The organism is Tabrizicola sp., assembly GCF_022842145.1.
Classification (GTDB): Bacteria; Pseudomonadota; Alphaproteobacteria; order Rhodobacterales; family Rhodobacteraceae; genus Tabrizicola.
This window is the reverse complement of the sequence record NZ_JALHQD010000001.1, coordinates 472,078-496,749: the sequence shown is the minus strand read 5'-3', so window position 1 is coordinate 496,749 and position 24,672 is coordinate 472,078. Positions and strand designations below refer to the sequence as shown.

Sequence of the window (24,672 nt, the reverse complement as noted above, 5' to 3'; positions counted from 1 at the left end):
GATGCCCGCACTGATCAGCCGCCAGACCTATGCCAGCATGTACGGCCCCACCACCGGGGATCGGCTGCGCCTGGGCGACACCGACCTGATCGTCGAGGTGGAGCGGGACCTGACCACCTATGGGGAAGAGGTGAAGTTCGGCGGCGGCAAGGTGATCCGCGACGGGATGGGGCAGTCCCAGGTCTCCCGTGCCGGTGGCGCGGTGGACACGGTGATCACCAACGCGCTGATCATCGACCACTCCGGCATCTACAAGGCGGACGTCGGTTTGCGCGACGGGCTGATCGCGGCCATCGGCAAGGCGGGGAACCCGGATACGCAGACCGGGGTGACGATCATCATCGGGCCGGGAACCGAGATCATCGCGGGCGAAGGGCGCATCCTGACCGCCGGAGGGATGGACGCGCATATCCACTTCATCTGCCCGCAGCAGGTGGAGGACGCACTGCACTCTGGCATCACCACGATGTTGGGAGGCGGCACCGGCCCGGCGCACGGCACCTTGGCCACGACCTGCACGCCCGGCCCGTGGCATCTGGGGCGAATGATCCAGGCGGCGGATGCGCTGCCGATGAACCTGGCCTTTGCCGGAAAGGGCAATGCTTCCCTGCCCGAGGCGCTGGTGGAGCAGGTGCGTGGCGGGGCGGCGGCCTTGAAGTTGCATGAGGATTGGGGGACGACCCCCGGCGCCATCGACTGCTGTCTGGGCGTGGCCGACCAGATGGACGTGCAGGTGATGATCCACACCGACACGCTGAACGAATCCGGCTTCGTCGAGAACACCCTGGCCGCCTTCAAGGGCCGCACGATCCACGCCTTCCATACCGAAGGTGCTGGCGGGGGCCATGCGCCGGACATCATGAAGGTGGTGGGCTGGCAGAACGTGCTGCCGTCCTCGACCAACCCGACGATGCCCTACACGGTGAACACCGTGGAAGAGCATCTCGACATGCTGATGGTCTGCCACCACCTCGACAAGCGCATCCCCGAAGACGTGGCCTTCGCCGAAAGCCGCATCCGGCGCGAGACGATCGCGGCCGAGGATGTGCTGCATGACATGGGGGCGTTTTCAGTCATTTCCTCGGACAGCCAGGCGATGGGCCGGGTGGGCGAGGTGATCACCCGCACCTGGCAGACCGCCCACAAGATGCGCCAGCAGCGCGGGCGGTTGGCGGGCGAGGTGGGGCAGAACGACAATCTGCGCGTCCGGCGCTATATCGCGAAGTACACGATCAACCCGGCCATCGTGCACGGGATCAGCCAGCACATCGGCAGCGTCGAGGTGGGCAAGCGCGCCGATCTGGTGCTGTGGAACCCCGCCTTCTTCGGGGCCAAGCCCGAGATGGTGCTGATCGGCGGCATGATCACCGTGGCGCAGATGGGCGACCCGAACGGGTCGATCCCCGTCCAGCCGATGTATTCCCGCCCGATGTTCGGGGCCTTGGGGCGGGCAGTGGAACGCTCGGCGGTGGTGTTCGTCTCGAAGGCCGCGCAGGAGGACGACCTGCGGTCAAAGCTGGGCATCGCCAAAGCGACAGTGGCGGTCGAGAACACCCGCGCGGTCAACAAGCGCGACATGATCCACAACTCCGCCACCCCGAAGGTCGAGATCCACCCCGAGACCTACGAAGTCCGCGCCGATGGCGAAGTCATCACCTGCGCCCCTGCGACCGCGCTGCCGCTGGCGCAGCGCTACTTCCTGTTCTAAGCCATGACCCACCTGCTGAAAACCGCCCCGCCCTTGGCCCACGACCGCGTCGTCATGGACTACGACCAGCGCCTGATGCGCCGGAAGCTCCTGACCAGCGCGGGGGGCCGGGAGTTTCTGGTGGACCTGCCAAGCGTCACCAACCTGGACGATTACTGGGGCTTCGATGTTGACGGGATCGCCATCGAAATAGTCGCATCCCCCGAGGCCGTCCTTGTTATCACCGGCGACCTTACCCGCCTTGCCTGGCACATCGGCAACCGCCACACGCCCTGTCAGATCCTGCCCGACCGTCTGATCATCCGTGAGGATCACGTCCTGGAACGGATGCTGCAGGGCCTGAACGCCACGATCCGCCGCGAAAGCCTGCCGTTCAAGCCAGAGGGCGGGGCTTACGGCCACGGCCGGACGATGGGCCATTCGCACGGTGACGAGGCCGAGGCGGCCCAGTTCGGCTGGCACCACCACGGCGACGGGCAGATGCACTTCCACGCGCCCAAAACGACGTGAGCGCGCTTCTGACCCTTGTGCACTGGCTCTCGCCCGCCTTCCCGACGGGGGCCTTCGCCTATAGCCACGGGCTTGAAAGGGTGATCGCCGCCGGGGACGTGACCGACGCGTCAAGCTTCGAAGAATGGCTGCACAACATTCTGCACCACGGTGCGGGTTGGCAGGATGCGGTGCTGATGACCCATGCTTTGGCCGAAGATGCGGACCACGACGCGCTTAACGCGCTGGCCCGCGCCCTTGCCCCCTCGGCCGAGCGGCTGCAGGAAAGCGCCGAACAGGGGGCAGCCTTCGCGCGGATGGTTTCCGGGCTGTCGGGGCGCAGCCTGAAACCGCGGATGCTGCCCATTGCCATCGGCGAAGCTGCCGTGCCGCTTGCCCTCCCCCCCGGACAGGTCGCCCAGCTGTATCTGCAGAACTTCGCCAGCAACCTGACCACTATCGCCACCCGCCACGTCCCGCTTGGCCAGACCGACGGCCAGCGCGTCCTGAGCCGGCTTCTGCCCGAGATCGAGGTCCTTGGCACCCGGGCCGCGCTGGCCAGCCTTGACGACCTTGGCAGTTGCGCACTTGCGGCCGACCTTGCCGCATTCCAGCACGAAACCCAGGATGTAAGGATCTTCCGCACATGACAAACGGCCCCCTCCGCGTCGGCATCGGCGGTCCCGTCGGCGCTGGAAAGACCACGCTGACCGAAAAACTTGCCCGCATTCTTGGTCCGCGGCTGTCGATGGCTGTGATCACCAACGACATCTACACCCGCGAGGACGCCGAGGCGCTGACCCGCGCCCAGGTCCTTCCCGCAGCCCGCATCCTGGGGGTCGAAACCGGGGGCTGCCCGCACACCGCGATCCGCGAGGATGCATCCATCAACCTCGCCGCCATCGCCGATCTGAACAAGGCGTTCCCCGATCTGGATCTGATCCTGATCGAAAGCGGGGGCGACAATCTGGCCGCCACCTTCAGTCCGGAACTTGCCGACCTGACGATCTACGTCATCGACACCGCCGCCGGTCAGGACATCCCGCGCAAAAGGGGCCCTGGGGTGACGAAGTCCGACCTCCTCGTGGTCAACAAGACCGACCTTGCGCCGCATGTCGGCGTCGACCCGGTGCTGCTGGAGGCCGACACCGCCCGCGCACGGGGCGCGCGGCCTTATGTGATGGCCCAACTGCGCCACGGCAAAGGCGTGGACGAGGTGGTCGATTTCATCGTCATGCACGGCGGTCTGCGACTGAAGACTGACGCAGCGTAAGTCCGACTCACTGCACGACCGGCGGGCGGAAAGGGTCGACCTTTCCGCCCGTTGCCTTTTCCACAGGCCGCTTGCCCGCATCTTCGGCGCTTTTGCGTCTGCAGAATGCACGTTTTCCGCGCCGCAGCATTGATCACCGCCTAAATTTCAGCCGTGTGGCCCGGATCGCCCGCGCAGGGGACCCCGCGTACTATGCGCCATCCTCCCATGCAGCTTTCCTGATGCCAGCCGAGGCCGACGCCACGGCCCAGACAAATGCTCGAATGCCGGGCCACAGGTGCCGCGGCCAATGAAACAGGGGATTGAAGCAATGAAACTTACCAGACGGACCCTTTTGTCCAGCGCTGCTGCCGCCGCTGCCATGACCATGCCGCGCTTTGCCTTCGCGCAGGCCGAGACGATCAAGATCGGCGTTCTGCACTCGCTCTCCGGTACGATGGCGATTTCCGAGACGACGCTGAAAGACACCATGCTGATGCTGATCGAACAGCAGAACGCCAAGGGCGGTCTTCTGGGCAAGCAGCTGGAAGCCGTGGTCGTGGACCCGGCTTCGGATTGGCCGCTCTTCGCCGAAAAGGCGCGCGAACTGCTGACGGTGTCCAAGTGCGACGTGATGTTCGGCTGCTGGACCTCCGTGTCCCGCAAGTCCGTGCTGCCGGTGATCGAAGAGCTGAACGGCCTTCTGTTCTACCCGGTCCAGTACGAGGGTGAAGAGTCCTCGAAGAACGTCTTCTACACCGGCGCCGCCCCGAACCAGCAGGCGATCCCGGCGGTGGACTACTACCTGGAAGAGCTTGGCGTGCAGAAGTTCGCGCTTCTGGGCACCGACTACGTCTACCCGCGCACGACGAACAACATCCTTGAGGCCTACCTGATCTCGAAGGGCATCCCGAAGGAAGACATCTTCGTCAACTACACCCCGTTCGGCCACAGCGACTGGTCCAAGATCGTGGGCGACGTCGTGGCGCTGGGCGCGGACGGCAAGAAGGTCGGCGTCATCTCGACCATCAACGGCGATGCGAACATCGGCTTCTACAAGGAACTGGCCGCCGCTGGCGTCACCGCCGACACGCTGCCCGTCGTCGCCTTCTCGGTCGGTGAAGAGGAACTCTCGGGCCTCGACACCACGAACCTTGCCGGTCACCTGGCCGCCTGGAACTACTTCATGTCGGCCGACACCCCGGAAAACGCCGCTTTCATCGCGGCGTGGAAGGCGTTCATCAAGGACGACAAGCGCGTCACCAACGACCCGATGGAGGCCCACTACATCGGCTTCAACATGTGGGTGAACGCGGTCACGGCGGCGGGCACGACCGAAGTCGACGCCGTCCGCACCGCGATGTGGGGGCAGGAGTTCCCGAACCTCACCGGCGGCATGGCGGTGATGGGCACCAACCACCACCTGACCAAGCCAGTCCTGATCGGCGAGATCCGCGCCGACGGCCAGTTCGACATCATCAGCCAGACCGACCCGGTCCCCGGCGATGCCTGGACCGACTTCCTGCCGGAGTCGGCGGTGCTGGAAGCCGACTGGAAGGACCTGCAGTGCGGGATGTACAACAAGGACACCAAGACCTGTGTCCAGCTGACCTCCAACTACTGACGCAGAGGTGGGAGGGGGAACGCCCCCCTCCCACAGCCTCCCTTTCCCCGGACATCCCATGCGCCTGACCGCCCTTGTCGTCGCGGCCCTTTGCTGGCTTGCGCCTATGCCGACCCTCGCGCAGGAGGCGGCCCGGATCGTTCAGGAAAACCGCGACCAGATCGTAAAACCCTCGCGCCAGACCATCGGCCCGGTGATCACCGCGCTGGCAGCCAGCGGCGACCCGATGGCCGACGACATCCTCTCGGCCTGGGAGGCGAAGCGGCTGGTGATCCGCAAATCCGACGAGGCGTTGTTCCTGGCCCTGCCCGAGGGCGACGGCTTTGCGCTTACCGCACTGGACGGCACGCCTGCCGGGACTGCGGTCAAAGCCGATCTCACCGAATTGAAGCCCAACGCCGGGGTTCGTGGCCTGATCGCCACGGCACTGGTGCAGTTCACCCTGTCGGACCCCGACCCGGTCAAGCGGCAAGAGGCGCTGACCTCGATCGCGCAGGACCCCACTGCCGAGGCGCTGGAGCCATTGCGCGCCGCGATCGCCTCGGAAGCCGACCCGGCCATGAAAGCGCAGAAGGAACGGCTGGAACGCCTGCTGACCCTGCGCTTCGACCCTGCGTCCGAGGCCCGCGTTGCCGCCATCGACAGCTTCGGCGCGGACCTTGGCCTCGACCTTCGCGCCGCGCTGAACCCGCTGGTCGTCACCACGCGCGTCGCCTCGGCCACTCCGCCCGACGGCAACGTCGCCGGCGAGCTGCGGCTGGGCACCGACATCCCCGAGGACGAGGCCTATGCCCTTCTCGTCGCGGCCAATCTGGCCCCCGCCCGCCTGACGCTGGAAGAACAGCGCGCCGCCCTGCTGGCGAACCTGTCAGGTGGCATGGTCGGCGGCGTGCCAGTGGCCGAGCTGGACACCCAGGCCGCCCGCGACCGCGCCTATACCGCGCTGGAGGCCAGCGGGGCCGTCCCCGTTGCTGCCACCGACGACGAGGCAAAAGCCGCTCTTGCCACCGCGAAATTCTACGAGGTCTACGCCGAACCCGACCCCGCCGTGACCAGCGCCGCGCAGGCCGCGCTGGGCCGGATCGGCACCAAGGTCGGCGTCATGCAGACCGCCGACCTGGGCCTTGATGCGCTGTCGCTTGCTTCGATCTACTTCCTGGCCGCCATCGGCCTGGCGATCACCTTCGGCGTCATGGGCGTGATCAACATGGCGCATGGCGAGTTCATCACCATCGGTGCCTACACCGGCTATGTCGTCCAGCTGTTCGTGCCCGACTACACCCTCTCGATCCTCATTGCGCTGCCCCTTGCCTTCGCCATCACCTTCGGCGGCGGGGTGGCGATGGAGCGGCTGGTGATCCGCCATCTTTACAAGCGCCCGCTTGAGACCCTGCTGGCGACCTTCGGCATCTCCATCGCGCTGCAACAGATCCTGAAAAACGTTTTCGGCACACAGGCGCGGCCCCTCACCTCGCCTGCCTGGCTGGACGGGGCCTGGGTGCTGAACGACGTCGTGTCTATCAGCTATATCCGCATCGCGATCTTCGTGCTGGCGCTGATCTTCCTTGGCTTCTTTCTGTACCTGATGAAGCGCACCCGCCTTGGCCTTGAGGTCCGCGCTGTCACCCAGAACCCCGCGATGGCCGCCAGCATGGGGATCAACCCCGACCGGATCAACATGCTGACCTTCGGCCTTGGCTCAGGCATCGCGGGGATCGCCGGGGTCGCCATCGGCCTTTTCGCCAAGGTCACGTCGGAACTGGGGACCGACTACATCGTCCAAAGCTTCATGACCGTGGTCGTCGGTGGCGTCGGCAGCATTTGGGGCACGCTTGCGGGGGCCACGATGATCGGGGGCTTCCAGAAGGTGATCGAGTTCTTCAACCCCTCCAACACTTTGGCTGCGCAGACCTACATGATCCTCTTCATCATCCTTTTCATCCAGTTCCGGCCCCGCGGGATCATCGCCCTGCGCGGCCGCGCGGCAGGGGATTGAAGCCATGACCCGGATCCTTGCCGTCGCTTTGGCCACGACCCACTCGCCGACCCTCCCCCTTCTCGGGGAGAAGGAGGTACCCGGCCTCGCACCGGCGCCCCGAGCGGAGGCCACGAAATGACCCTGCTCCAGCCCCGCCATCGCTCGGCCCTGATCTTCATCGCCTGCCTTGCCGTCTTCACCATCGCCGTGACCATCGCCGCCCACTTCGGCCTCGTCTCCACATCCTTCGTGAAGACCCTGGGCAAGACCCTGTGCCTTTGCCTCGCCGCGCTGGCGATGGACCTGATCTGGGGTTACGCGGGTATCCTCAGCCTTGGTCACATGGCCTTCTTCGCCCTCGGCGGCTACATGATCGGCATGTGGCTAATGTATGCCCGGACCGAAGAGATCGTGGTCGCCTCGCTTCTGAACGGGGGCTTGCCCGCGACACCCGAGGAGATATCCCAAGGCATCGCCACGCAGATCTTCGGCGTCGTCGGAGCCTCGGACCTGCCCGCGATCTGGAGCTTTGCCTACAGTCTGCCTTTGCAACTGGCGTTGGTCGTCGCCGTCCCCGGCCTCCTGGCGCTGGTCTTCGGTTGGCTCGCCTTCCGCAGCCGCGTGACTGGCGTCTACCTGTCGATCCTGACCCAGGCGATGACCCTCGCGCTGGCGCTTTACCTCTTCCAGAACGACTCCGGCCTGCGCGGCAACAACGGCCTTTCGGGCCTGCAGAACCTGCCGGGAGTGACTGCCAGCCAAGACGCCGTCAGCCTGTGGTTCTTCTGGGCCTCTGCCGCAGCACTGGCAGTGGCCTACCTGACCCTCCACGCCATCGTTTCGGGCAAGTTCGGCAGCGTGATCCGCGCCATTCGCGATGACGAGGCTAGGGTGCGGTTCCTCGGCTACTCGGTCGAGGGCTACAAGCTCTTCGTCTTCACCCTGACCGCCGTGATCTGCGCCTTGGCCGGGGCGCTGTACTACCCCCAGGCGGGCATCATCAACCCGGCCGAACTGGCCCCCATCGCGTCGATCTACCTTGCCGTCTGGGTCGCCATCGGCGGGCGCGGCAGGCTTTACGGAGCCGTCATCGGGGCCGCCATCGTCTCGCTCCTGTCCAGTTGGTTCACCGGGGGCCGCGTGCCGTCGATCCCCCTCGGGTTTGCCACGATCAACTGGGTGGACTGGTGGCTGGTGCTGCTGGGTCTGACCTTCGTCTGCGTGACCCTGTTTGCGCCCAAAGGCATCGGTGGGCTGTTCGACCGCTTCGCAGGCGTCCTGACCCCCGACCGCAAAGGCGCACCACTGGGGCCCGACGACGGGTCGCTCATGGAACAGGAGGCGCAGAAATGACCGCGCTTCTGGAGGTTTCGGGGGTCACCGTCAGCTTCGACGGCTTCCGCGCGATCAACAACCTGACCTTTGCAATCCAGGCCGCCGAACTGCGCGCGATCATTGGCCCGAACGGCGCGGGCAAAAGCACCTTCATGGACATCGTCACCGGCAAGACCCGGCCCGACAGCGGCTCGGTCACCTTCGGAGAGAAGTCCCTGTCCCTCCTGAAGCTGTCCGAGGCAAAGATCGCCCGCGCCGGGATCGGTCGGAAATTCCAGCGCCCCACGGTGTTCGAGGACCAGACGGTGCACGAGAACCTGACCCTGGCGCTGAAAGCCGCGCGCAGCCCCTGGGCTGTGCTGGCCTGGCGCAAGACGGCACAGGATGAAGACCGCATCCAGGCGCTGGCCGCCCAGGTGGGGCTGGGTGACAGCCTGGACCGCAAGGCCGGCATCCTCAGCCACGGCCAGAAGCAATGGCTGGAAATCGCGATGCTGCTGGCGCAGGAGCCGCGCTTGCTGCTGGTCGACGAACCGGCGGCAGGGATGACGCTGGCGGAACGCGAGAAGACCACGGAACTCCTGGTGGACATCGCCAGGACCCGCGCCGTGGTGGTGGTGGAGCATGACATGGAGTTCGTGCGCCGCCTGAACTGCAAGGTCACCGTCCTGCACGAAGGCGCGGTGCTGGCCGAGGGGAGCCTGGATCACGTGACGAAGAACCAGGCGGTGATTGACGTCTATCTGGGGCGGGGCTGAGATGCTGAAGACCGAAGGCCTGACGCTGCACTATGGCGGCAGCCAGATCCTGCACGGGATCGACTTTCAGGCGAAGGCCGGGGAAGTCACCTGCATCATGGGGACCAACGGGGTGGGCAAGACCAGCTTCCTGAAGGCGCTGGCCGGAACGCATCCCCGGTCTGGCGGGACGGTGGAACTGGACGGCGAGAACCTCGGCCGCCTGCGCGCCCAGGACATGGCCCGCCGGGGTTTGGCCGTGGTGCCGCAGGGCCGGATGATCTTCCCGCTGCTGACGGTGCGCGAGAACCTGGAAACCGGCTTTGCGCTTCTGCCTAAGTCCGAGCACAAGGTCCCCGACGCGATCTACGACCTTTTCCCGGTCCTGAAGGACATGACCCACCGCCGCGGCGGGGACCTGTCGGGCGGCCAGCAGCAGCAGCTTGCCATCGCCCGGGCGATGATCATGAAGCCCAAGGTCCTGCTGCTGGACGAGCCTACCGAGGGCATCCAGCCCAACATCATCCAGCAGATCGGTCGGGTGATCACCTACCTGAAGGACCAGAAGACCATGGCGATCGTGCTGGTCGAACAGTACTTCGACTTTGCCTACGGCCTGGCCGACCAGTTCTACGTCTTGCGGCGTGGGGCGGTCTCGGCCTCGGGGCCGAAGTCGGGCTTCGACCAGGCGGCGCTGCGGGCCGAGGTGTCGGTCTAGCCCAACACCTTGTGCACCGTCGTTCGCCGCCTTGCAGGCCCGGCAAACGCAGAGAGCGCTTCATACAAGCTTCCAAGCGCAGCCGCGCCGCACCCGCGCGCTTCTGGACTACTTGGCGAAGAACCTTGCCGCCTCGCTGGCGGAGGTGTCAAGCCGAGGCGACCCCGGTCTCGGTCAGGATCACGTCCAGCCGGATATCGTGCGGCTGCGGGAAGATCGTCTCCAGCCGCGCTGACTGGAACCCGATCCCGATAGTGAAAGGCCTCGGCGACAGGGCCGCCAGCGTCCGGTCGAAGTACCCGCCACCGTAACCTAGCCGAAATGCGTCGCGGGTCCAGCCCATCACCGGGGCCAGCACGATCTCGGGCACCACCACCTCCGCCTCGGGCGGCGGCACCGGGATGTTCCAGTCGCCCCGCACCATCCTTGTCTCCGGCGTCCAGCGGCGGAACACCAGCGGAGCCTGCTTGACCTCGACCAAAGGCAGCGCCACCCGCACGCCTTGCCGGTGCAGCGCTTCCAGCACCGGGCGCAGGTCGGGTTCCCCCTTGATGGGCCAATAGCCCGAAAGGACCCGCCCGCGCAAATCCCCGAACCGGTCCCGCAGGAACCCACCCAGCGCCGCACACAAGGCCGCACTGACCGCCTGCCGCTCGGCCACGCTCAACCCGCCCCGCTTTGCACGCAGCCTCGCCCGCTCCGCCTTGCGCCAGCGCGCCACGTCCTCGGCCTGCTGCTGGTCGGCGTCCGACGGATCGAACCCCTCGGCCAGGCAGGGTGGAGAGGTACAGCGCCCCTTCACCGAAGTCGCTCCAGACAGGCTTCCGCCTCGGCCACCATCCGCCGCAACCGTTCGGCCGCCGGAAGCACCTCGCGGATCAAACCCGCGCCCTGGCCCGCGTAAAGCGCCATCTCTTCCAGCGACCCCGTCGTATGGCGCATCGGGGAATCGGTGGAATAGCGCAGCAAGGGCTGACCGCCATCCTCCGCAATCGCCTCGCGCGGAAGGGCGTCCGGGTCATGGCCCATCAGGTCTTCGCCCAAGGCATCGGTGATGCTGTTGCCGATCACCCGCACCGCGGCACCCTTGGGCCAGTTCAGCACGAAGACATCGGTCAGGACGGTATCGCCGCCCCCAGCCTCCACCACCCGCCGCTTGTGGTAGTCATGCGCCCAGGCCTCATCGGTGGCCAGGAACGCTGTCCCGCACTGCACGCCTTGCGCGCCAAGCGCCAGCGCTGCCGCCAACCCACGGCCGGACCCGATGCCGCCTGACACCACCACCGGCACCTGCGCCCGCTCCAGCACCTGCTCGGCCAGCGCAAAGGCCCCGATCCGGCCATGCACATGGCCCCCGGCTTCGATCCCCTGCGTGATGATGACGTCGGCCCCTGCGCCTTCGGCCGCCTCTGCCGCGGCCACCGTGCCGACCTGGTGCAGGACAAGACACCCCGCGCGCTTCACCCGCGCGATGACCTCGGGCATCGGGTCCCAGAAGAAGGTTAAGTGCCGGACACCCAGATCCAGGCAAAGCCCGATCTGGCGGTCCAGAAGGCCAGGGTCGGTTGCCGAGGGGATCACGTTCACCGCAAAGGGCCGGTTCGTCGCGGCACGCAGGGCCGTCACCTCGGCCTCGATCAGCGCGGGACTCTCCCGCACCATCCCCAGCATCGCGTATCCCCCAGCGTTGGCCACCGCCGCCGCAAGCTCGGACCGGGCAACCCCGCCCATCCCGGCCAGCAGGATCGGCACCTCGCAGCCCAGAAGATCGCACAATGGCGTCCGCAGCATCCCTGGTCCTCCACCGCAGGCAACGCCCCGCCGCGCCGCCGGTTCCTGCCTACCCAACACTGGCCTTTTGCCGGTGGCATCGCTAACCATACCAGTTCGACGGACCCGACAGGACCCTCCATGAAGCCCGAATTCCTGACCCTTGCCCGCCGATCCCTGCTGCTGGCAGCGTCGCCCGAACATGTGGCCAAGACCGTGCTGGACAGCGCCCATACCCGGACCTGCACCCGGGGCGAGACCATCTTTCTGCAGGGCGAACGGGCCAGCGCGATCTACATCGTCGCGGAAGGCTGGGTGAAGCTGTACCGCCTCGCTCCCTCGGGGACCGAGGCCGTGGTGGGCGTCTTCACCAAGGGTTCCAGCTTTGGCGAGGCGGTGGCGTTCCGCCACGACACCTATCCCGTGGCGGCCGAAGCGGTGACCGACTGCACCCTGATCCGGATCGAGGCCGACGTCCTTCTGCGCCAGATCCGCGAAAACCCCGAGGTCGCCATCGCGATCCTTTCGGCCACCTTCGTCCACCTGCACGGCCTTGTGGCCCAGGTCGAGGCGCTGAAAGCCCAGACTGGCGCGCAGCGGGTGGCGGAATTTCTGCTGGAACTCGCCCCTTGCCCGGACGGGGCCTGCGAGGTCACGCTACCCTATGACAAGGTCCTGATCGCGGGCCGCCTGGGGATGAAGCCGGAAAGCCTGAGCCGGGCCTTCGCGCGGCTGAAAGAGCAGGGGGTGACGATCCGGCAGACCATCGCCCATATCGACGATATCGCCGTCTTGCGCACCTATGTCGAAGAGGACCCGGCGCTGGCCTGGTCGAAGGGGGGACAATGACCGACCGTCTTGCACGGGCGCTGGCGCTGATCGACACCGCCAACGCCGCCGACCCGAAGGGCGAGGCTCTGGTCTACGGTCAGCGGATGACCCAGGAACTGGCGCGGCTGTTTCCCGGGGCGTCCGAGGTGTTGCAGGTGGCCGCACGCGGCCAGCATGTCGAACGCTGGCTTTTGCCTCGCTCGGACTACCCGGAGGGCAAGGCCGGCTACCTTGAGTGGCGGCGCGAGCAGGGGCGTCGGCATGGCGCGCGCGTCGCAGGGATCATGGCCGAGGTGGGGTTTCCGGCCGAGGACTGCGACCGCGTCGGAGTTCTTTTGCGCAAGGAAGGCCTCAAGCGCGACCCGGACGTGCAGGCTTTGGAGGACGTGATCTGCTTCGTCTTCCTGAAGTGGCACTTCGCCGACTTCGCGGCCGAAAGGGGCGCGGAGTCCACTCTGGACATCGTCAGGAAGACCGCCCGCAAGATGTCCGAGGATGGCCGCAAGCGGGTCCTGCAAGAGTTTGCATTGCCCGATGCCTTGGCCGAGGCGTTTCGCGCAGGGTGAGGGTGCCGGGCTGACGTCGTCCGGGCGGCTGATGCGCAATCTCCGGCGATCGTCACGGAACTGATGCGGCTGCGGATGGTTCATCTTCTGGCCGCGCATCCCCGCGCGATCCGCGAAAGGATCCGTCATGCTGAAACCATTGCTTTCCACCCTTGTCCTTGTGCTGGCCTCTCCTGTCCTGGCCGAACCCGATGCAGCCAAGGGCGAGACGTCCTTCCGCAAGTGCAAGTCCTGCCATTCCATCGTCGCCCCCGACGGAACCGAAGTGCAGAAGGGTGGCAAGACCGGCCCCAACCTCTGGGGTATCGTCGGCAATCCGGTCGCCTCGAACCCCGACTTCAAATATGGCGATGGGATCCTGGCCGCCAAAGCCAAGGGCGCGGTCTGGGACGAGGCGCAGCTGACCGCCTACCTGCAGGACCCCAATGCCTGGGTGAAGCAGGCGTCGGGCGATGAAGGAGCTTCGTCGAAGATGACCTTCAAGTTGCCGAAAGCCGAGGAAGCAGCCGACATTGCGGCCTATCTGGCGACGATCAAGTGACCTCTGGCGGGCGGTGCGTGGATTCGTGATGTACGGTCCGTGAATGCCCGCAGCCAAGCCTCTGATTTTCTTGGCCCCGGACATCGCACCACGCGTGGCGGCGTCGCTCTTGCCCGCCCGCCGCCCCCGCGCTAGGCTTTCCCCGACCTCAGCCGGAGACCCCGATGCACCCGATCGACCAGCGCCTTGCCGAGCTTGGCGTGACCCTACCCGACGCCCCCGCCCCGGCGGCGAACTACGTACCCTTCGTCCAGGTCGGGAACCTGGTCCACGTCTCGGGCCAGATCAGCCAGAACGAGCAGGGCCTCATCAAGGGCCGTCTGGGCGAGGACCTTTCCTTCGAACAGGGCGCCGAGGCCGCGAAACGCTGCGCGATCTCTCTCCTCGCCCAGCTGAAGAAGGCCACGGGCGGCGACTGGGACCGGCTGGACCGGGCGGTGAAGCTGGTGGGCTTCGTGAACTCCACCCCCGATTTCACCGACCAGCCCAAGGTCATCAACGGCGCCTCGGACTTCCTGGTCGCCGTCCTGGGCGATGCGGGCCGCCACGCCCGTTCCGCCGTCTCTGCGGCCTCGCTGCCGCTGGGGGTCGCTGTCGAGATCGAGGCGATCTTCGCCCTGAAATGACCACCTGAAATGACCCGCGTCCCACTACCCGACAGCTTCCTCCGCCTGCCGATCACCCACCGCGCCCTGCACGACCGGGCCGCGGGGCGGATCGAAAATTCGCCGTCCGCGATCAAGGCGGCGGTGCAGGCTGGCTACGGGATCGAAGTGGACCTCCAGCTTTCGTCGGACGGCGTGGCGATGGTTTTCCACGACGAAGAGCTGGACCGCCTGACCAATGAGGTCGGCCCGGTCAACGCCCGGACTGCGGCCGAACTGGGCCGCATCCCCCTGAAAGGGTCGACCGACACCATCCCCACCCTGGCCCAGGTCCTGGGGCTGATCGACGGCAAGGTCCCGCTCCTGATCGAGATCAAGGACCAGACGCTGGAAATGGCCCCGACCGACGGCAAGCTGGAAGCCGCGACGGCGGAGGACCTGCAGGACTACAAGGGCGAAGTCGCCCTGATGTCCTTCAACCCCCATTCCATCGCCCACATGGCCCGCCTGGCCCCGCACCTGCCACGCGGGCTCACCACCTCGGCCTACGACCCCGATGACTGGGCGCCGCTTCCGAAGGACGTCTGCGACCGGCTTCGCCTCATCCCGGACTATGACGCCACCGGGTCCAGCTTTATCAGCCACGAAGGGCGCGACCTTGGTCGGGACCGGGTGGCCGAACTGAAAGCCCAAGGCGCCAAGATCCTGTGCTGGACCATCCGCACGGCCGCGGACGAAGCCAGTGTCCGCCAGATTGCCGACAATGTGACCTTCGAGGGATACCGGGCCGCGCTTCCGACTTGACCTTCCCGCCCCGCCCGCCACCTATCCCCCTGACCCGAGGGCGCGCGAATGGCTGACCTGACCCTGCATGAAACCTTGTCCGAGATCGACGCCGCCGAGTGGGATGCGGTGGCTGCGCCCGAACAGGCCGATGGCCGCCCGCTGGACCCCTTCACCACGCACCGGTTCCTCGCGGCTCTGGAGGAGTCCCGATCCACCGGCGCGGGCTCCGGCTGGCAGGCGCGTCCGCTGGTCCTGCGCGACGGCGGCACGCTTCTCGCCGCAACGCCGCTTTATGTGAAGTCCCACAGTCAGGGCGAATACATTTTCGACCACGGCTGGGCCGACGCGCTGGAGCGGGCAGGGGGGCGCTACTACCCCAAGCTGCAGATCGCGGTGCCGTTCACTCCGGCCACCGGGCGGCGCTTCCTGGGCGACGCCGCCTACCGCGAGGTGCTGTGGCAAGGCGCCATCGCGGTCACGGCGCAGAACAAGCTTTCCAGCCTGCACGCCACCTTCTGCACTCAGGAGGAGGCGGAGGCGCTGGCTGGCGTGGAAGGCACGCTCCACCGCATCACCCAGCAGTTCCACTGGGAAAACCGCGGCTACGACAGCTTCGACGGATTCCTGGGTGACCTGGCCAGTCGCAAGCGGAAGATGATCCGCAAGGAACGCGAGACGGCCCGCGCCTCGGGCCTGACGATCCGCGCTTTGACCGGGGACGAGATCCAGCAGCAGCACTGGGATGCCTTCTGGCAGTTCTACCAGGACACCGGCAGCCGCAAATGGGGCACGCCTTACCTGACCCGCAAGGCGTTTACCCGCTTTCACGAGACGATGCGGAACGACATCCTGTTGGTCGTCGCCTGCGACGGCGACCGGCCCGTGGCCGGCGCGCTGAACTTCATCGGGCGCGAGACGCTGTATGGCCGCTACTGGGGTTGTACCGAGGACCACCCCTGCCTGCATTTCGAGCTGTGCTATTACCAGGCCATCGACTGGGCCATCGCCAACGGGCTGCAACGGGTGGAAGCAGGCGCACAGGGCGAGCACAAGCTGGCGCGCGGCTACTTGCCCACCGAGGTCCATTCCCTGCACTGGATCGCGGAACCCTCGTTCCGGACCGCGGTTGACCGCTACCTGCAGGCCGAACGCCGCGCCGTGGGCGAGGAGATCGAGGTGCTGACCTCCTACGGCCCCTTCCGCAAGCACGAGGGAAGGGAGTAGCCTGCCGCAACAAAAGGCCCCGATGCTGACCAGGCGCGCGACTCGCCCACGGGCGTTTCACAGCGGCGGATGTCCATGTCGGCAGCCAGATCGGCAGGGGGGATGCAGTTCGGCACAATCCTGGCCAACGACGTGCTGACCACTGACTGCTCGCGCCTCAAGGACCGCCCCGCGCTGCAGGCCACCAATGCCAAGGACAATGCCCTTATCCCGGAGACGAAGACATGACCCCGCTCCTGCCCGAAGCCGACCGCAAGATCCACCTGCCGCCCCTGGCCGAAACCGGCTGGGCCGCTGTTCCCGGCAAGGATGCGATCCGCAAGGTCTGGAAGTTCCGCAGTTTCAGCCAAGCCTGGGGCTTCATGTCCCGCGCGGCTTTGGCGGCGGAAAAGCTGAACCACCATCCCGAATGGCGGAACGTCTACAACCTGGTCGACGTGACGCTGACCACGCATGACTGCACCGGGATCAGCCAGCTGGACATCGACCTCGCGACCGCGATGGACAAGCTGGCCCCCGAAGCCCAGATCGAACGCAACCACGGCGAGCCGATCAGCTGCCTTTGCGAGTTGCGAGCCAGCAAGGCCTGATGTTGTCCGGTGCGGCTAATGCGTTCCGGTCTAGAGCAGCCCCGCCATCCGCGCGCCGGTCAGCAGGTCGGGCGCCAGATGATGCGCCCAGCGGCCCTGGCTTGGCACCACGTCCGGCACCTGCACCACCACGCATCCGGCGCGATGCGCGGCTTCGGCCCCGGTTTCGCTGTCCTCGAACACCAGGCAGCGCGAGGGGCTGACCCCGAACAGCGAGGCCGCCAGCAGATAGGGTTCCGGGTCGGGCTTCGGGGCGCGCACGTCGTCCAGAGTGACGACATGGGTGAAGGCATCGGCGATCCCGGCAATGCCCAGCTTGCGATGCGCGCCGATCCGTCCGGTCGAGGTGACGATGGCCAGGGGCGAGGACAGTGCGGGCAGAAGGTCCAGCGTGCCGGGCTTCAACGCAAGCCCGCTGTCCACGCCGTCGTTGAACCCCTTGCGCCAGTGCAGGTTGACTGCGTCGAGGTCAATTCCCGGTAGGGCGGCGCGGATGATCTGGGCGGCGGTGGGCTCGTCCTTGCCGACAAGGCCGTGCATGAAGGCGGTGTCCACATCATGCCCATGTGCGGCAAAAGCTGCCAAGCCGCTGGCCAGGGCGATGCTTTCGCTGTCGATCAGCGTGCCGTCAAGGTCGAAGAGAATGGCGTCGTACATCGGGGCCTCCGCGCGGAGGCATAGCCGATCACAGGTGCAGCCGGTAGTGGGTAAACCCATCACAGTCGCGGTCGATCGCCTGCGGACGATAGGCGGCAAGGTCGGAAAGGTGCGACGCCGCGCCGTCCCCTGCGGCCAGGGTGACGCTGGTGCCGGGCATCGGCAGGAAGTGCCAATGGCGGGCCGGCGCGGCTCCGACCTGGCGGCTGGCCTGAACGTGGGCCGCGATGATCGATTGCACCCGGGCGCCGTCGGTGAAGGCAACCTGCAGGTCGGCGGACGGGTCCTGCAGCCGCGCGCGACCGGCACGGTGGCTGTTGGTGACCAGCAGGAATTCGTCCTGCGGGGCCACGGGGCGGTCGCCATGCCGCAGGCCGGTGATCCGGCGGGCATCCGGCTGGACCAGGCGGCCCTGGCCATCGAAGCGCGCTGGCTGTGAAAGGTCGATGGCATAGGACAGCTGCGGAATTGCCTCGAAGATGAACGACGGCACGTCGGCGTCATGCAGGGGGGCGTCCACCGCGCCCGGCGTGATCCGGCGGAAGATTGCGGCAGACCGTTCCAGCCAGTCGGCGACCTCGGCCCCGGTGACGAGGAGGGTGACGATGGTGTTGGGAAACGGATAAAGGTCGGACAGGTTGCGCATCCGCAGCGGTCCGGCCGGGATCTCGGTAAAGTTCGCCGGTCCCCCGCGTCCCCCAGCCCGGAACGGGGTCGCCGACGACAGGATCGGCAGGCTGGCAAAGCTGGTCCCGGCCACGGCGGCGCGGACATGATGGGCCTTGGCCTCGGCGATCAGCGCCAATGCGGCCGAAGGGGCGGAGGTGGCAAAATGGGTATGCAGCGGGACCTCGGTCACGCCAAGCTGGCGCCGTGACCACGCCAGGGCTGCACGGTGATCGGGTGCCAGCGCCTGGTGCAGCGCGGGGGTCGGCGTCCGGTCGCTGCGATGGCCGATCCGGGCACTGGAGCCGACGACCTGCCAGCGGCGCCCTCCCAAGGTGCAGCGTTGCAACGTAAGGTCGATGATGCCGACGTGGTTGGCCGAATGCCCCGGCATCACCGCAGGCTTGCCGGCCAGAAGGCCCCGCACCGGATCGACGTCGGGCGACGTCGGATAACTTGGCCCCGGAAAAAGCTGGTGGCTATGGCCCGCGACGACGGCGTCGATCTCGGCCAGAGCAGCCAGAGCGGTGGCCATGTTCTCGCTGCCGTCCTCGGGGGCGATCTCGCCGATCCCGGTATGCGCCAAAGCCACGATGATGTCCGCACCCTGCGCGCGCAGCCGCGGCAACCAGGCGCGAGCCGCGGCCAGGATGTCGCGTGTGTGGACGCGCCCACCGGGCGTATCTCGGTCCCATTCGGCGATCTGCGGCGGCGCAAAGCCGATTACGCCCACCCGCAGGACATGGGCACGGCCCTCGGTGTCGAAGATCTGCCGCCGCAGGATGGTGAAGGGCGGGACCAGCGTTTCATCCCGGGCGGGGCTGGTACCCAGCCGCGTCGCGATGTTCGCCGATACGAAGGGAAAACGGGCTTCGACCAGCACCTCCGACAGAAAGCGCAAGCCATAGTCGAATTCGTGGTTTCCCAGCGTCGCCGCGTCATAGCCCAGCGTGTTGAAGGCGGTGATCACCGGATGCGCCCGGCGGCGGCGGGCGTTGGCGGCGAAATCGGCCAGGGGACTGCCCTGCAGAAAATCGCCGTTGTCGAACAAAAGGCAGTTCTGCGCTTCGCCGCGGGCCACGGCGATCTGCTGCGATATTGCCCCAAGGCCCAGATTCGCATCCGGTCGATTGGCGCAATAGTCATAAGGCATCAGGCTGGCATGGAGGTCACTGGTGGCGATGAGCCGAAGCGCTGCGGTCGGCCGGTGCGCAAGTCGGGTCTGCGCCGCGTCCGGGTCCCGGTCCTCGGTTTCGGAGGCCTGTGAATTCAGCAAACTGGAACGTGACACAGCGGGGACCTGATACATCAATCTTCCAACAACTGTCCAAACCTGAAAACTTAGAACTATTGCCTGCGGCCCGACCGCCAATACCGATCTTCAACTTCGGATGTATCGTTCCGGTTGTGTCAATGTTATGGCAAATTGTCGTTATTCGCGCGCAGGTTGTTAACGCAACGCGTGATGGGAATTGATCTTTCCGACAATGCGACTGAGGGTCCATTGCGAGGCGAATTAAAGCAATCGAGGTCGGGGCGGGCATGAAGATAGCAGAGACGGTGACCTTCGGCGGATCGGGCCTGGACCGGCACGCCGGGCTGCGCCGGGACGCGGCCGGTCTGGCCGAGGCGCTGGTGCAGGGGCGGGTCCTGCCGGTCTGGCGCGGCAAGCCGATGATGGACGGGGCGCGACTGGTCTGGGTTCCCGCGGGGCATCCGGTTCTGGCGCTGGCCGGGCCTCCTGTCTTCCTCGGCGTTGATGACGGGGTCCCGCGCTTTGCAGCCGACCTGTCGGACTGGTCGCCCGAGGCTGGTGCCGATGCGCCCGATGCAGGGTTCTTCGACGCGTCCGTGCAACGCCACCCCGCGCTGGGCGGCGGTGAGGGATTCGTTGAACTCCGCGGCGTGATGACCGACCTGACCCCGCGGGAGGCCGAACTGGTCGCCACCGCCAAGGCAGTCCTGCAATGGCACCGCAGCCACGGCTTCTGCTCGGCCTGCGGCGCGAAGTCGAACAGTGCGGTGGGCGGCTGGCAACGATCCTGTCCTGCCTGCGGAACGCAGCACTTCCCGCGCACCGATCCGGTTGTCATCATGCTGGTCACGCAGGGAAACTCGGTGCTGCTCGGGCGCAGCCCGGCCTGGCCCGAAGGCATGTTCTCGCTGCTAGCGGGATTCGTCGAACCGGGCGAAACGCTTGAAGCCGCCGTCCGCCGCGAGGTCCTGGAAGAAACCGGCGTGCCCTGCGGTGCGGTCACCTACCTTGCCAGCCAGCCCTGGCCCTTCCCGGCATCGCTGATGATCGGTGCCCGGACCGAAGCCCTGGGCCGCGAAATCCGCATCGACCCCGAAGAGCTGGAGCAGGCCCTGTGGCTGACCCGGGAAGAGCTGGTGGCAGCCTTTGCCGGGCTGCATCCCGTGGTCCGCCCGGCCCGAAACGGCTCGATTGCTCATTTCATTTTAAGCAACTGGCTTGCGGACCGGCTTGATTGAACCAATGTTGCAGGTGAAACCGGGATCTGAATTGCTGGGAGTATAGATGAAACTCACCGCGAAGACCGATATGGAGGTCCCTGCGGCCTTTCTCTTTGCCTCTCTGGTCGATCACGCAACCTGGGAACGTGAAGCCGTGCGCAACGGGGCCGAGGTCGAGCGCCCTCCCGGAAGCCCGGCCACGGGTCCCGGGGCAGAGTGGCGTATCCGCGGGCATTTCCGCGGCAAGCCGCGCAAGGTCCTGCTGAAGATCGCGGAAATGGTCGAAAACCAGCTTGTCGTCCTGTCGCTTGACGGCCCTTCGATCGAGGGCAGCGCCCGGTTCGAGGTGATGGTCCTGTCCCCCCGCCGCAGCCGCTTGCGCGTGGATGTCGAATTCAAGCCGAAAACCCTGGCCGCACGGCTTTTCATCAACACGATGCGGCTTGCCAAGGGACGGGTTCAGGCCAAGTTTGAAACCCGGCTGGGCCAGATGGGTGCGCGGATCAAGGACCGCTACGAACGCAGCCAGGTTCAGGCCTGAGGCCCGGCCTACCCGCGCTCGCGGTCAGCGGGGTAGACGCCCAGAATGCGCACTTCCGAGGTGAAGTAGCGCAATTCTTCAAGCGCCAGGGCCACATTCGGGTCCTCCGGGTGGCCCTCGATGTCGGCGTAGAACTCGGTCGCGGTGAAAGTGCCGCCGACCATGTAGCTTTCCAGCTTGGTCATGTTCACCCCGTTGGTCGCAAACCCTCCCATCGCCTTGTATAGCGCGGCCGGAATGTTGCGGACCCGGAAGGTGAAGGTGGTGATCATCTTGCCCTGGCCGCGGCGGGTCAGGTTGGGCTCGCGCGACATGACCAGGAAGCGGGTGGTGTTGTTGGCCTGATCCTCGATGTGACGGGCCAGCACGTCCAGCCCGTAAATCTCGGCTGCCAGTTCGCTTGCCAGTGCGGCCCTGGATCTGTCGCCCCCCTCGGCCACTTCGCGCGCCGCGCGGGCGTTGTCGCTGGAGACCTTGCCCAGGATGCCGTGCGCCTTCAGGAACCCCGCGCATTGCGGCAGGATCACCACATGGCCGTGCGCTTCCTTGACGTCCGCAAGCGACGCACCCTTCACGCCCAGAAGGTTGACATGCACCCGGACAAAGGCCTCGTCCACGATGTGCAGCCCCGCGCGTGGCAGCAACGAGTGGACGTCGGCGACCCGGCCATAGGTCGAATTCTCGACGGCGAGCATCCCGAGGTCGACGTCGCCCCGTGCGACCCGGTCGACCACTTCCTCGAACGTGGTGCTGGGAACGGGTTCGAAATCCGGACGCGACTGCTGGCAGGCCTGGTGCGAATAGGCACCAAGTTCCCCCTGAAACGCGATGCGACCGGCCATCTGACGTCATCCCCTGTCGAAAACCTGCCCCACGGGGCGTTTCGTCGCGCGTCTACACCTTGAAACCGGATGGTGGAAGCGGATACATACCGCGCAACTCGAGACCCCAGATAGGTGAACCATGTTCGACACGATGACGATGACCAAGACGGTGGGTGCGGTCTGCGGCTCGCTTCTGGTCCTGATGCTGGTGAACTGGGCGGGCGACGGGCTGTACACCGTTGGTGGCGGGGACCACGGCGGTGAACATGCCGAGGGTGAGATCACCCAGGCCTACACCATCGACACCGGCGAAGAAGAGGCAGCCCCTGCTGAAGGCGAAGGCGAACCGGTTGATGTCGCGGCCCTGGTTGCAGCAGGTGACGCGGCAGCCGGTGAGGCTGTGTTCAAGAAATGCGGCTCCTGCCACAAGCTGGACGGCTCGGATGGCGTTGGTCCGCACCTGAACGGTATTGTCGGCAAGATGCACGCCGCGTCCGAGGGCTATGCCTATTCCGAAGCGATGGCCGCCAAGTCTGCTGAGCCCTGGACCCCTGAAGCCCTGTATGCCTTCCTGGAAAACCCCAAGCAGGCGATCCCTGGCACCAAGATGGCCTTCGCCGGTCTGCCGAAGTCGGAAGACCGCGCCAACGTCATCGCTTACCTGGCCGCGAATCCCTGAGCTTCGCACGCTTTCGAACTGTGCAAAGCCGCCCCCTCGGGCGGCTTTTCCATTTTGCTCACGTAAACGCGCAGGCAATCGCGGCTTGTTGCCTCGACAAAGCGCAAAATAGGATAAATGAATAATCCAGACGGCAAGCAGGGGAGATTGGCGAATGCGGACAGGCAAGCGGGGGACAGCACAGGCAAAAGCGGCGCGGCTCAACTTGGGTCCGGTGTTCGCCACTGGCGCGCTGATCGCGGCACTTGGGGCTTTGGCCCTGCCGGTCCGGGCCGAAACCGTGATCACCTCGCATGGCATCTCCACCTTCGGTGACCTGGCCCTGCCAGCCGACTTCACCCACCTTCCTTACGTCAACCCCGACGCCCCCAAGGGCGGCGAGATGAGCCAGTGGGCCCCCGGCAGCTTTGACAGCTTCAATCCCTATGCCATCGCCGGCAACTCGGCTGCCCTCGCGTCGATCTTCTACGAATCCATCCTGACCGGCACCGCGGACGACATCAGCGCCGCCTACTGCCTTTTGTGCGAGACGATGGAATACCCCGAGGACCGGTCCTGGGTGATCTTCAACCTCCGCAAGGACGTGACCTTCTCCGACGGCTCGCCGATGACGGCGGAAGACGTGCTCTTCAGCTACGAGCTTTTCCGAGACAAGGGCATCCCGGAATACCGCAGCGTCGCAAACGCCAAGTTCCAGTCGGTCGAGGTCCTGGACCCCCATCGCATCAAGTTCACCTTCACTCCCGGCACGCCCTTCCGCGACATGCCGGGGCAGGCGGGCAGCCTGACGATCTTCTCCAAGAAGGACTACGAAGAGAACAAGCGCGACCTGGAGAAATCCAGCCTGGAACCCTTCCTTGGCACCGGGGCCTACGTGCTGGAAAGCTTCAAGCCCGGCCAGCAGGTCATCTACGCGCGCGACATGGACTACTGGGGCGAGAAGCATCCGCTGAACGTCGGCCAGAACAACTTTGACCGGATCCGCATCGAGTATTTCGCCGACGACAACGCCGCCTTCGAGGCGTTCAAGGGCGGGGTCTACACCTTCCGCAACGAAAGCCTGCCAAAGCGCTGGGCGCTGGAATACGAATTCCCCGCCGTGCAGTCGGGCGGCGTGGTCAAGGAAATCCTGCCTTCCGGCAATATCGCCGGCGGTCAGTCGATCATCTTCAACCTCCGCCGCGCGCAATTCCAGGACCCCCGTGTGCGTGAGGCGCTGGGCCTGATGTTCAACTTCGAATGGTCGAACAAGTCGCTGTTCTACGATCTGTTCGCCCGGGTGAACTCGATCTGGGAAAACTCGGACATGGCCGCCGTCGGCGCACCCACGCCGGAAGAGGTGGCAATCCTGCAGCCGCTGGTGGATGAAGGCCTGCTTCCCGCCAGCATCCTGACCGCCGAAGTGCCGGCGGGGTCCGTCTCCTCGGCGGACAATGCGCTGGACCGCAAGAACCTCCGCCGCGCTTCGCAGCTTCTGGACGAGGCAGGCTGGGTTGCCGGCGACGACGGCATCCGTCGCAACGACAAGGGCGAAACCTTGCGGATGGAGATGGTCCATTCCCGCACCGACCTTTTGCCGGTGATGAATGCCTATGTCGAAAACCTGCGGGCGCTGGGCGTGGATGCCAGCTTCGACATCATTGACGACCCGCAACTGCAAGAGCGCGCAAGCCCGCCGAACTTCGATTTCGACGCCCTGCCGACGACTGTCGTGAATGGCGGGCCAGAGCCGGGTGGCGTCCTGAAACAAGCCTGGGCCTCGGTCGCCAAGGACAACTCCAGCCGCAACCGGATGGGCTATGCCAACCCGGCAGTGGACAAGATGCTGGACCTGGTTGAATCCGCGGCAAGTCGGCAGGACCTGACCAATGTCATCAAGGCGCTGGACCGGGTGCTGCGGTCCGAATTCGTGATCGTCCCGCGTTACTACAAGAAGGACAACTGGGTCGCCTATTACAACATGTACGAACGGCCCGAGACGCTTCCGCCTTATGCGGTAGGCGAGCTTGCCTTCTGGTGGTACAACCCCGAAAAGGCCGAGGCACTGAAGGCCAGCGGCGCGTTGAAGTAACAGGA

General features: G+C 66.1%; 26 protein-coding genes. 21 read left to right on the top strand and 5 right to left on the bottom strand.

Annotated features, from left to right (window positions below; genetic code table 11):
- Position 1: 1 nt before the first annotated feature.
- The 9 genes from ureC to urtE all read left to right on the top strand — a co-directional run bounded on the left by ureC (position 2) and on the right by urtE (position 9,841).
- Positions 2-1,708: an urease subunit alpha gene (gene ureC / locus Q0C42_RS02540; RefSeq protein WP_295071498.1), complete on the top strand. Its 1,707-nt coding sequence runs from the start codon at positions 2-4 to the stop codon at positions 1,706-1,708.
- A 3-nt stretch (positions 1,709-1,711) separates the two neighbouring features.
- Positions 1,712-2,218, top strand: coding sequence for an urease accessory protein UreE (locus Q0C42_RS02535; protein ID WP_295071496.1), 507 nt, complete (start codon positions 1,712-1,714; stop codon positions 2,216-2,218).
- On the top strand, positions 2,215-2,847 hold the full coding sequence (locus tag Q0C42_RS02530; protein WP_295071493.1) for an urease accessory protein UreF: 633 nt from the start codon (positions 2,215-2,217) through the stop codon (positions 2,845-2,847). The genes Q0C42_RS02535 and Q0C42_RS02530 overlap by 4 nt, the downstream gene beginning before the upstream one ends.
- On the top strand, positions 2,844-3,470 hold the full coding sequence (ureG, locus tag Q0C42_RS02525; protein WP_295071491.1) for an urease accessory protein UreG: 627 nt from the start codon (positions 2,844-2,846) through the stop codon (positions 3,468-3,470). The genes Q0C42_RS02530 and ureG overlap by 4 nt, the downstream gene beginning before the upstream one ends.
- Before the next feature lie 361 nt (positions 3,471-3,831).
- Positions 3,832-5,073: an urea ABC transporter substrate-binding protein gene (gene urtA / locus Q0C42_RS02520; RefSeq protein WP_295072812.1), complete on the top strand. Its 1,242-nt coding sequence runs from the start codon at positions 3,832-3,834 to the stop codon at positions 5,071-5,073.
- A 58-nt stretch (positions 5,074-5,131) separates the two neighbouring features.
- Positions 5,132-7,069, top strand: a complete 1,938-nt coding sequence (urtB, locus tag Q0C42_RS02515) for an urea ABC transporter permease subunit UrtB (RefSeq protein ID WP_295071488.1) — start codon at positions 5,132-5,134, stop codon at positions 7,067-7,069.
- Positions 7,070-7,186: 117 nt separating this feature from the next.
- A complete protein-coding gene (urtC, locus tag Q0C42_RS02510) occupies positions 7,187-8,404 on the top strand; it encodes an urea ABC transporter permease subunit UrtC (RefSeq protein ID WP_295071485.1) in 1,218 nt (405 codons plus the stop codon).
- Positions 8,401-9,144, top strand: a complete 744-nt coding sequence (gene urtD, locus Q0C42_RS02505; protein ID WP_295071482.1) for an urea ABC transporter ATP-binding protein UrtD — start codon at positions 8,401-8,403, stop codon at positions 9,142-9,144. Before urtC ends, urtD begins: the two co-directional genes overlap by 4 nt.
- A 1-nt stretch (position 9,145) precedes the next feature.
- Positions 9,146-9,841 (top strand): urea ABC transporter ATP-binding subunit UrtE, encoded by a 696-nt coding sequence (gene urtE / locus Q0C42_RS02500; protein WP_295071480.1) that lies wholly within the window; start codon positions 9,146-9,148, stop codon positions 9,839-9,841.
- A 148-nt stretch (positions 9,842-9,989) separates the two neighbouring features.
- Here the strand turns inward: urtE and Q0C42_RS02495 are convergent, their stop codons facing one another.
- Complete coding sequence (locus Q0C42_RS02495; RefSeq protein WP_295071477.1) at positions 9,990-10,643, bottom strand: 5-formyltetrahydrofolate cyclo-ligase; 654 nt, start codon at positions 10,641-10,643, stop codon at positions 9,990-9,992.
- Positions 10,640-11,632 (bottom strand): nitronate monooxygenase, encoded by a 993-nt coding sequence (locus Q0C42_RS02490; RefSeq protein ID WP_295071476.1) that lies wholly within the window; start codon positions 11,630-11,632, stop codon positions 10,640-10,642. Before Q0C42_RS02490 ends, Q0C42_RS02495 begins: the two co-directional genes overlap by 4 nt.
- A 120-nt stretch (positions 11,633-11,752) precedes the next feature.
- Here Q0C42_RS02490 and Q0C42_RS02485 point away from each other — a divergent pair, with 120 nt between their 5' ends.
- From Q0C42_RS02485 to Q0C42_RS02450, 8 genes are all read left to right on the top strand, one after another.
- Entirely contained in the window at positions 11,753-12,460 is a 708-nt protein-coding gene (locus Q0C42_RS02485) for a Crp/Fnr family transcriptional regulator (RefSeq protein ID WP_295071473.1), read from the top strand.
- Entirely contained in the window at positions 12,457-13,008 is a 552-nt protein-coding gene (locus Q0C42_RS02480; RefSeq protein ID WP_295071470.1) for a DUF4202 domain-containing protein, read from the top strand. The genes Q0C42_RS02485 and Q0C42_RS02480 overlap by 4 nt, the downstream gene beginning before the upstream one ends.
- A 127-nt stretch (positions 13,009-13,135) precedes the next feature.
- Entirely contained in the window at positions 13,136-13,549 is a 414-nt protein-coding gene (locus tag Q0C42_RS02475; protein WP_295071467.1) for a c-type cytochrome, read from the top strand.
- A gap of 164 nt (positions 13,550-13,713) precedes the next feature.
- On the top strand, positions 13,714-14,175 hold the full coding sequence (locus Q0C42_RS02470; protein WP_295071464.1) for a RidA family protein: 462 nt from the start codon (positions 13,714-13,716) through the stop codon (positions 14,173-14,175).
- Positions 14,176-14,184: 9 nt separating this feature from the next.
- Positions 14,185-14,958 carry a glycerophosphodiester phosphodiesterase family protein gene (locus Q0C42_RS02465; RefSeq protein WP_295071461.1) on the top strand — a complete coding sequence of 258 codons (774 nt, stop codon included), beginning with the start codon at positions 14,185-14,187 and terminating at the stop codon, positions 14,956-14,958.
- A gap of 48 nt (positions 14,959-15,006) precedes the next feature.
- Positions 15,007-16,164, top strand: a complete 1,158-nt coding sequence (locus Q0C42_RS02460) for a GNAT family N-acetyltransferase (protein WP_295071458.1) — start codon at positions 15,007-15,009, stop codon at positions 16,162-16,164.
- Between the two features lie 75 nt (positions 16,165-16,239).
- Positions 16,240-16,392: a hypothetical protein gene (locus tag Q0C42_RS02455; RefSeq protein WP_295071455.1), complete on the top strand. Its 153-nt coding sequence runs from the start codon at positions 16,240-16,242 to the stop codon at positions 16,390-16,392.
- Positions 16,389-16,754 carry a 4a-hydroxytetrahydrobiopterin dehydratase gene (locus Q0C42_RS02450; RefSeq protein ID WP_295071453.1) on the top strand — a complete coding sequence of 122 codons (366 nt, stop codon included), beginning with the start codon at positions 16,389-16,391 and terminating at the stop codon, positions 16,752-16,754. Before Q0C42_RS02455 ends, Q0C42_RS02450 begins: the two co-directional genes overlap by 4 nt.
- A gap of 30 nt (positions 16,755-16,784) precedes the next feature.
- Here Q0C42_RS02450 and Q0C42_RS02445 read toward each other — a convergent pair whose 3' ends face one another.
- Together Q0C42_RS02445 and Q0C42_RS02440 are read right to left on the bottom strand one after the other, a co-directional pair.
- Complete coding sequence (locus tag Q0C42_RS02445) at positions 16,785-17,411, bottom strand: HAD family phosphatase (RefSeq protein ID WP_295071450.1); 627 nt, start codon at positions 17,409-17,411, stop codon at positions 16,785-16,787.
- A 28-nt stretch (positions 17,412-17,439) separates the two neighbouring features.
- Positions 17,440-19,353 carry a bifunctional 2',3'-cyclic-nucleotide 2'-phosphodiesterase/3'-nucleotidase gene (locus Q0C42_RS02440; protein ID WP_295071447.1) on the bottom strand — a complete coding sequence of 638 codons (1,914 nt, stop codon included), beginning with the start codon at positions 19,351-19,353 and terminating at the stop codon, positions 17,440-17,442.
- A 266-nt stretch (positions 19,354-19,619) separates the two neighbouring features.
- Between Q0C42_RS02440 and nudC the strand changes: the two genes are divergently transcribed.
- Together nudC and Q0C42_RS02430 are read left to right on the top strand one after the other, a co-directional pair.
- On the top strand, positions 19,620-20,570 hold the full coding sequence (gene nudC, locus Q0C42_RS02435; protein ID WP_295071445.1) for an NAD(+) diphosphatase: 951 nt from the start codon (positions 19,620-19,622) through the stop codon (positions 20,568-20,570).
- A 46-nt stretch (positions 20,571-20,616) separates the two neighbouring features.
- Positions 20,617-21,093: a hypothetical protein gene (locus Q0C42_RS02430; protein WP_295071442.1), complete on the top strand. Its 477-nt coding sequence runs from the start codon at positions 20,617-20,619 to the stop codon at positions 21,091-21,093.
- Between the two features lie 8 nt (positions 21,094-21,101).
- Here the strand turns inward: Q0C42_RS02430 and Q0C42_RS02425 are convergent, their stop codons facing one another.
- On the bottom strand, positions 21,102-21,935 hold the full coding sequence (locus Q0C42_RS02425) for a prephenate dehydratase (protein ID WP_295071439.1): 834 nt from the start codon (positions 21,933-21,935) through the stop codon (positions 21,102-21,104).
- 121 nt (positions 21,936-22,056) lie between these two features.
- Here Q0C42_RS02425 and Q0C42_RS02420 point away from each other — a divergent pair, with 121 nt between their 5' ends.
- Both Q0C42_RS02420 and Q0C42_RS02415 read left to right on the top strand, forming a co-directional pair.
- Complete coding sequence (locus tag Q0C42_RS02420; RefSeq protein ID WP_295071436.1) at positions 22,057-22,596, top strand: c-type cytochrome; 540 nt, start codon at positions 22,057-22,059, stop codon at positions 22,594-22,596.
- Between the two features lie 154 nt (positions 22,597-22,750).
- A complete protein-coding gene (locus Q0C42_RS02415; RefSeq protein WP_295071433.1) occupies positions 22,751-24,667 on the top strand; it encodes an extracellular solute-binding protein in 1,917 nt (638 codons plus the stop codon).
- Positions 24,668-24,672 lie beyond the last annotated feature (5 nt).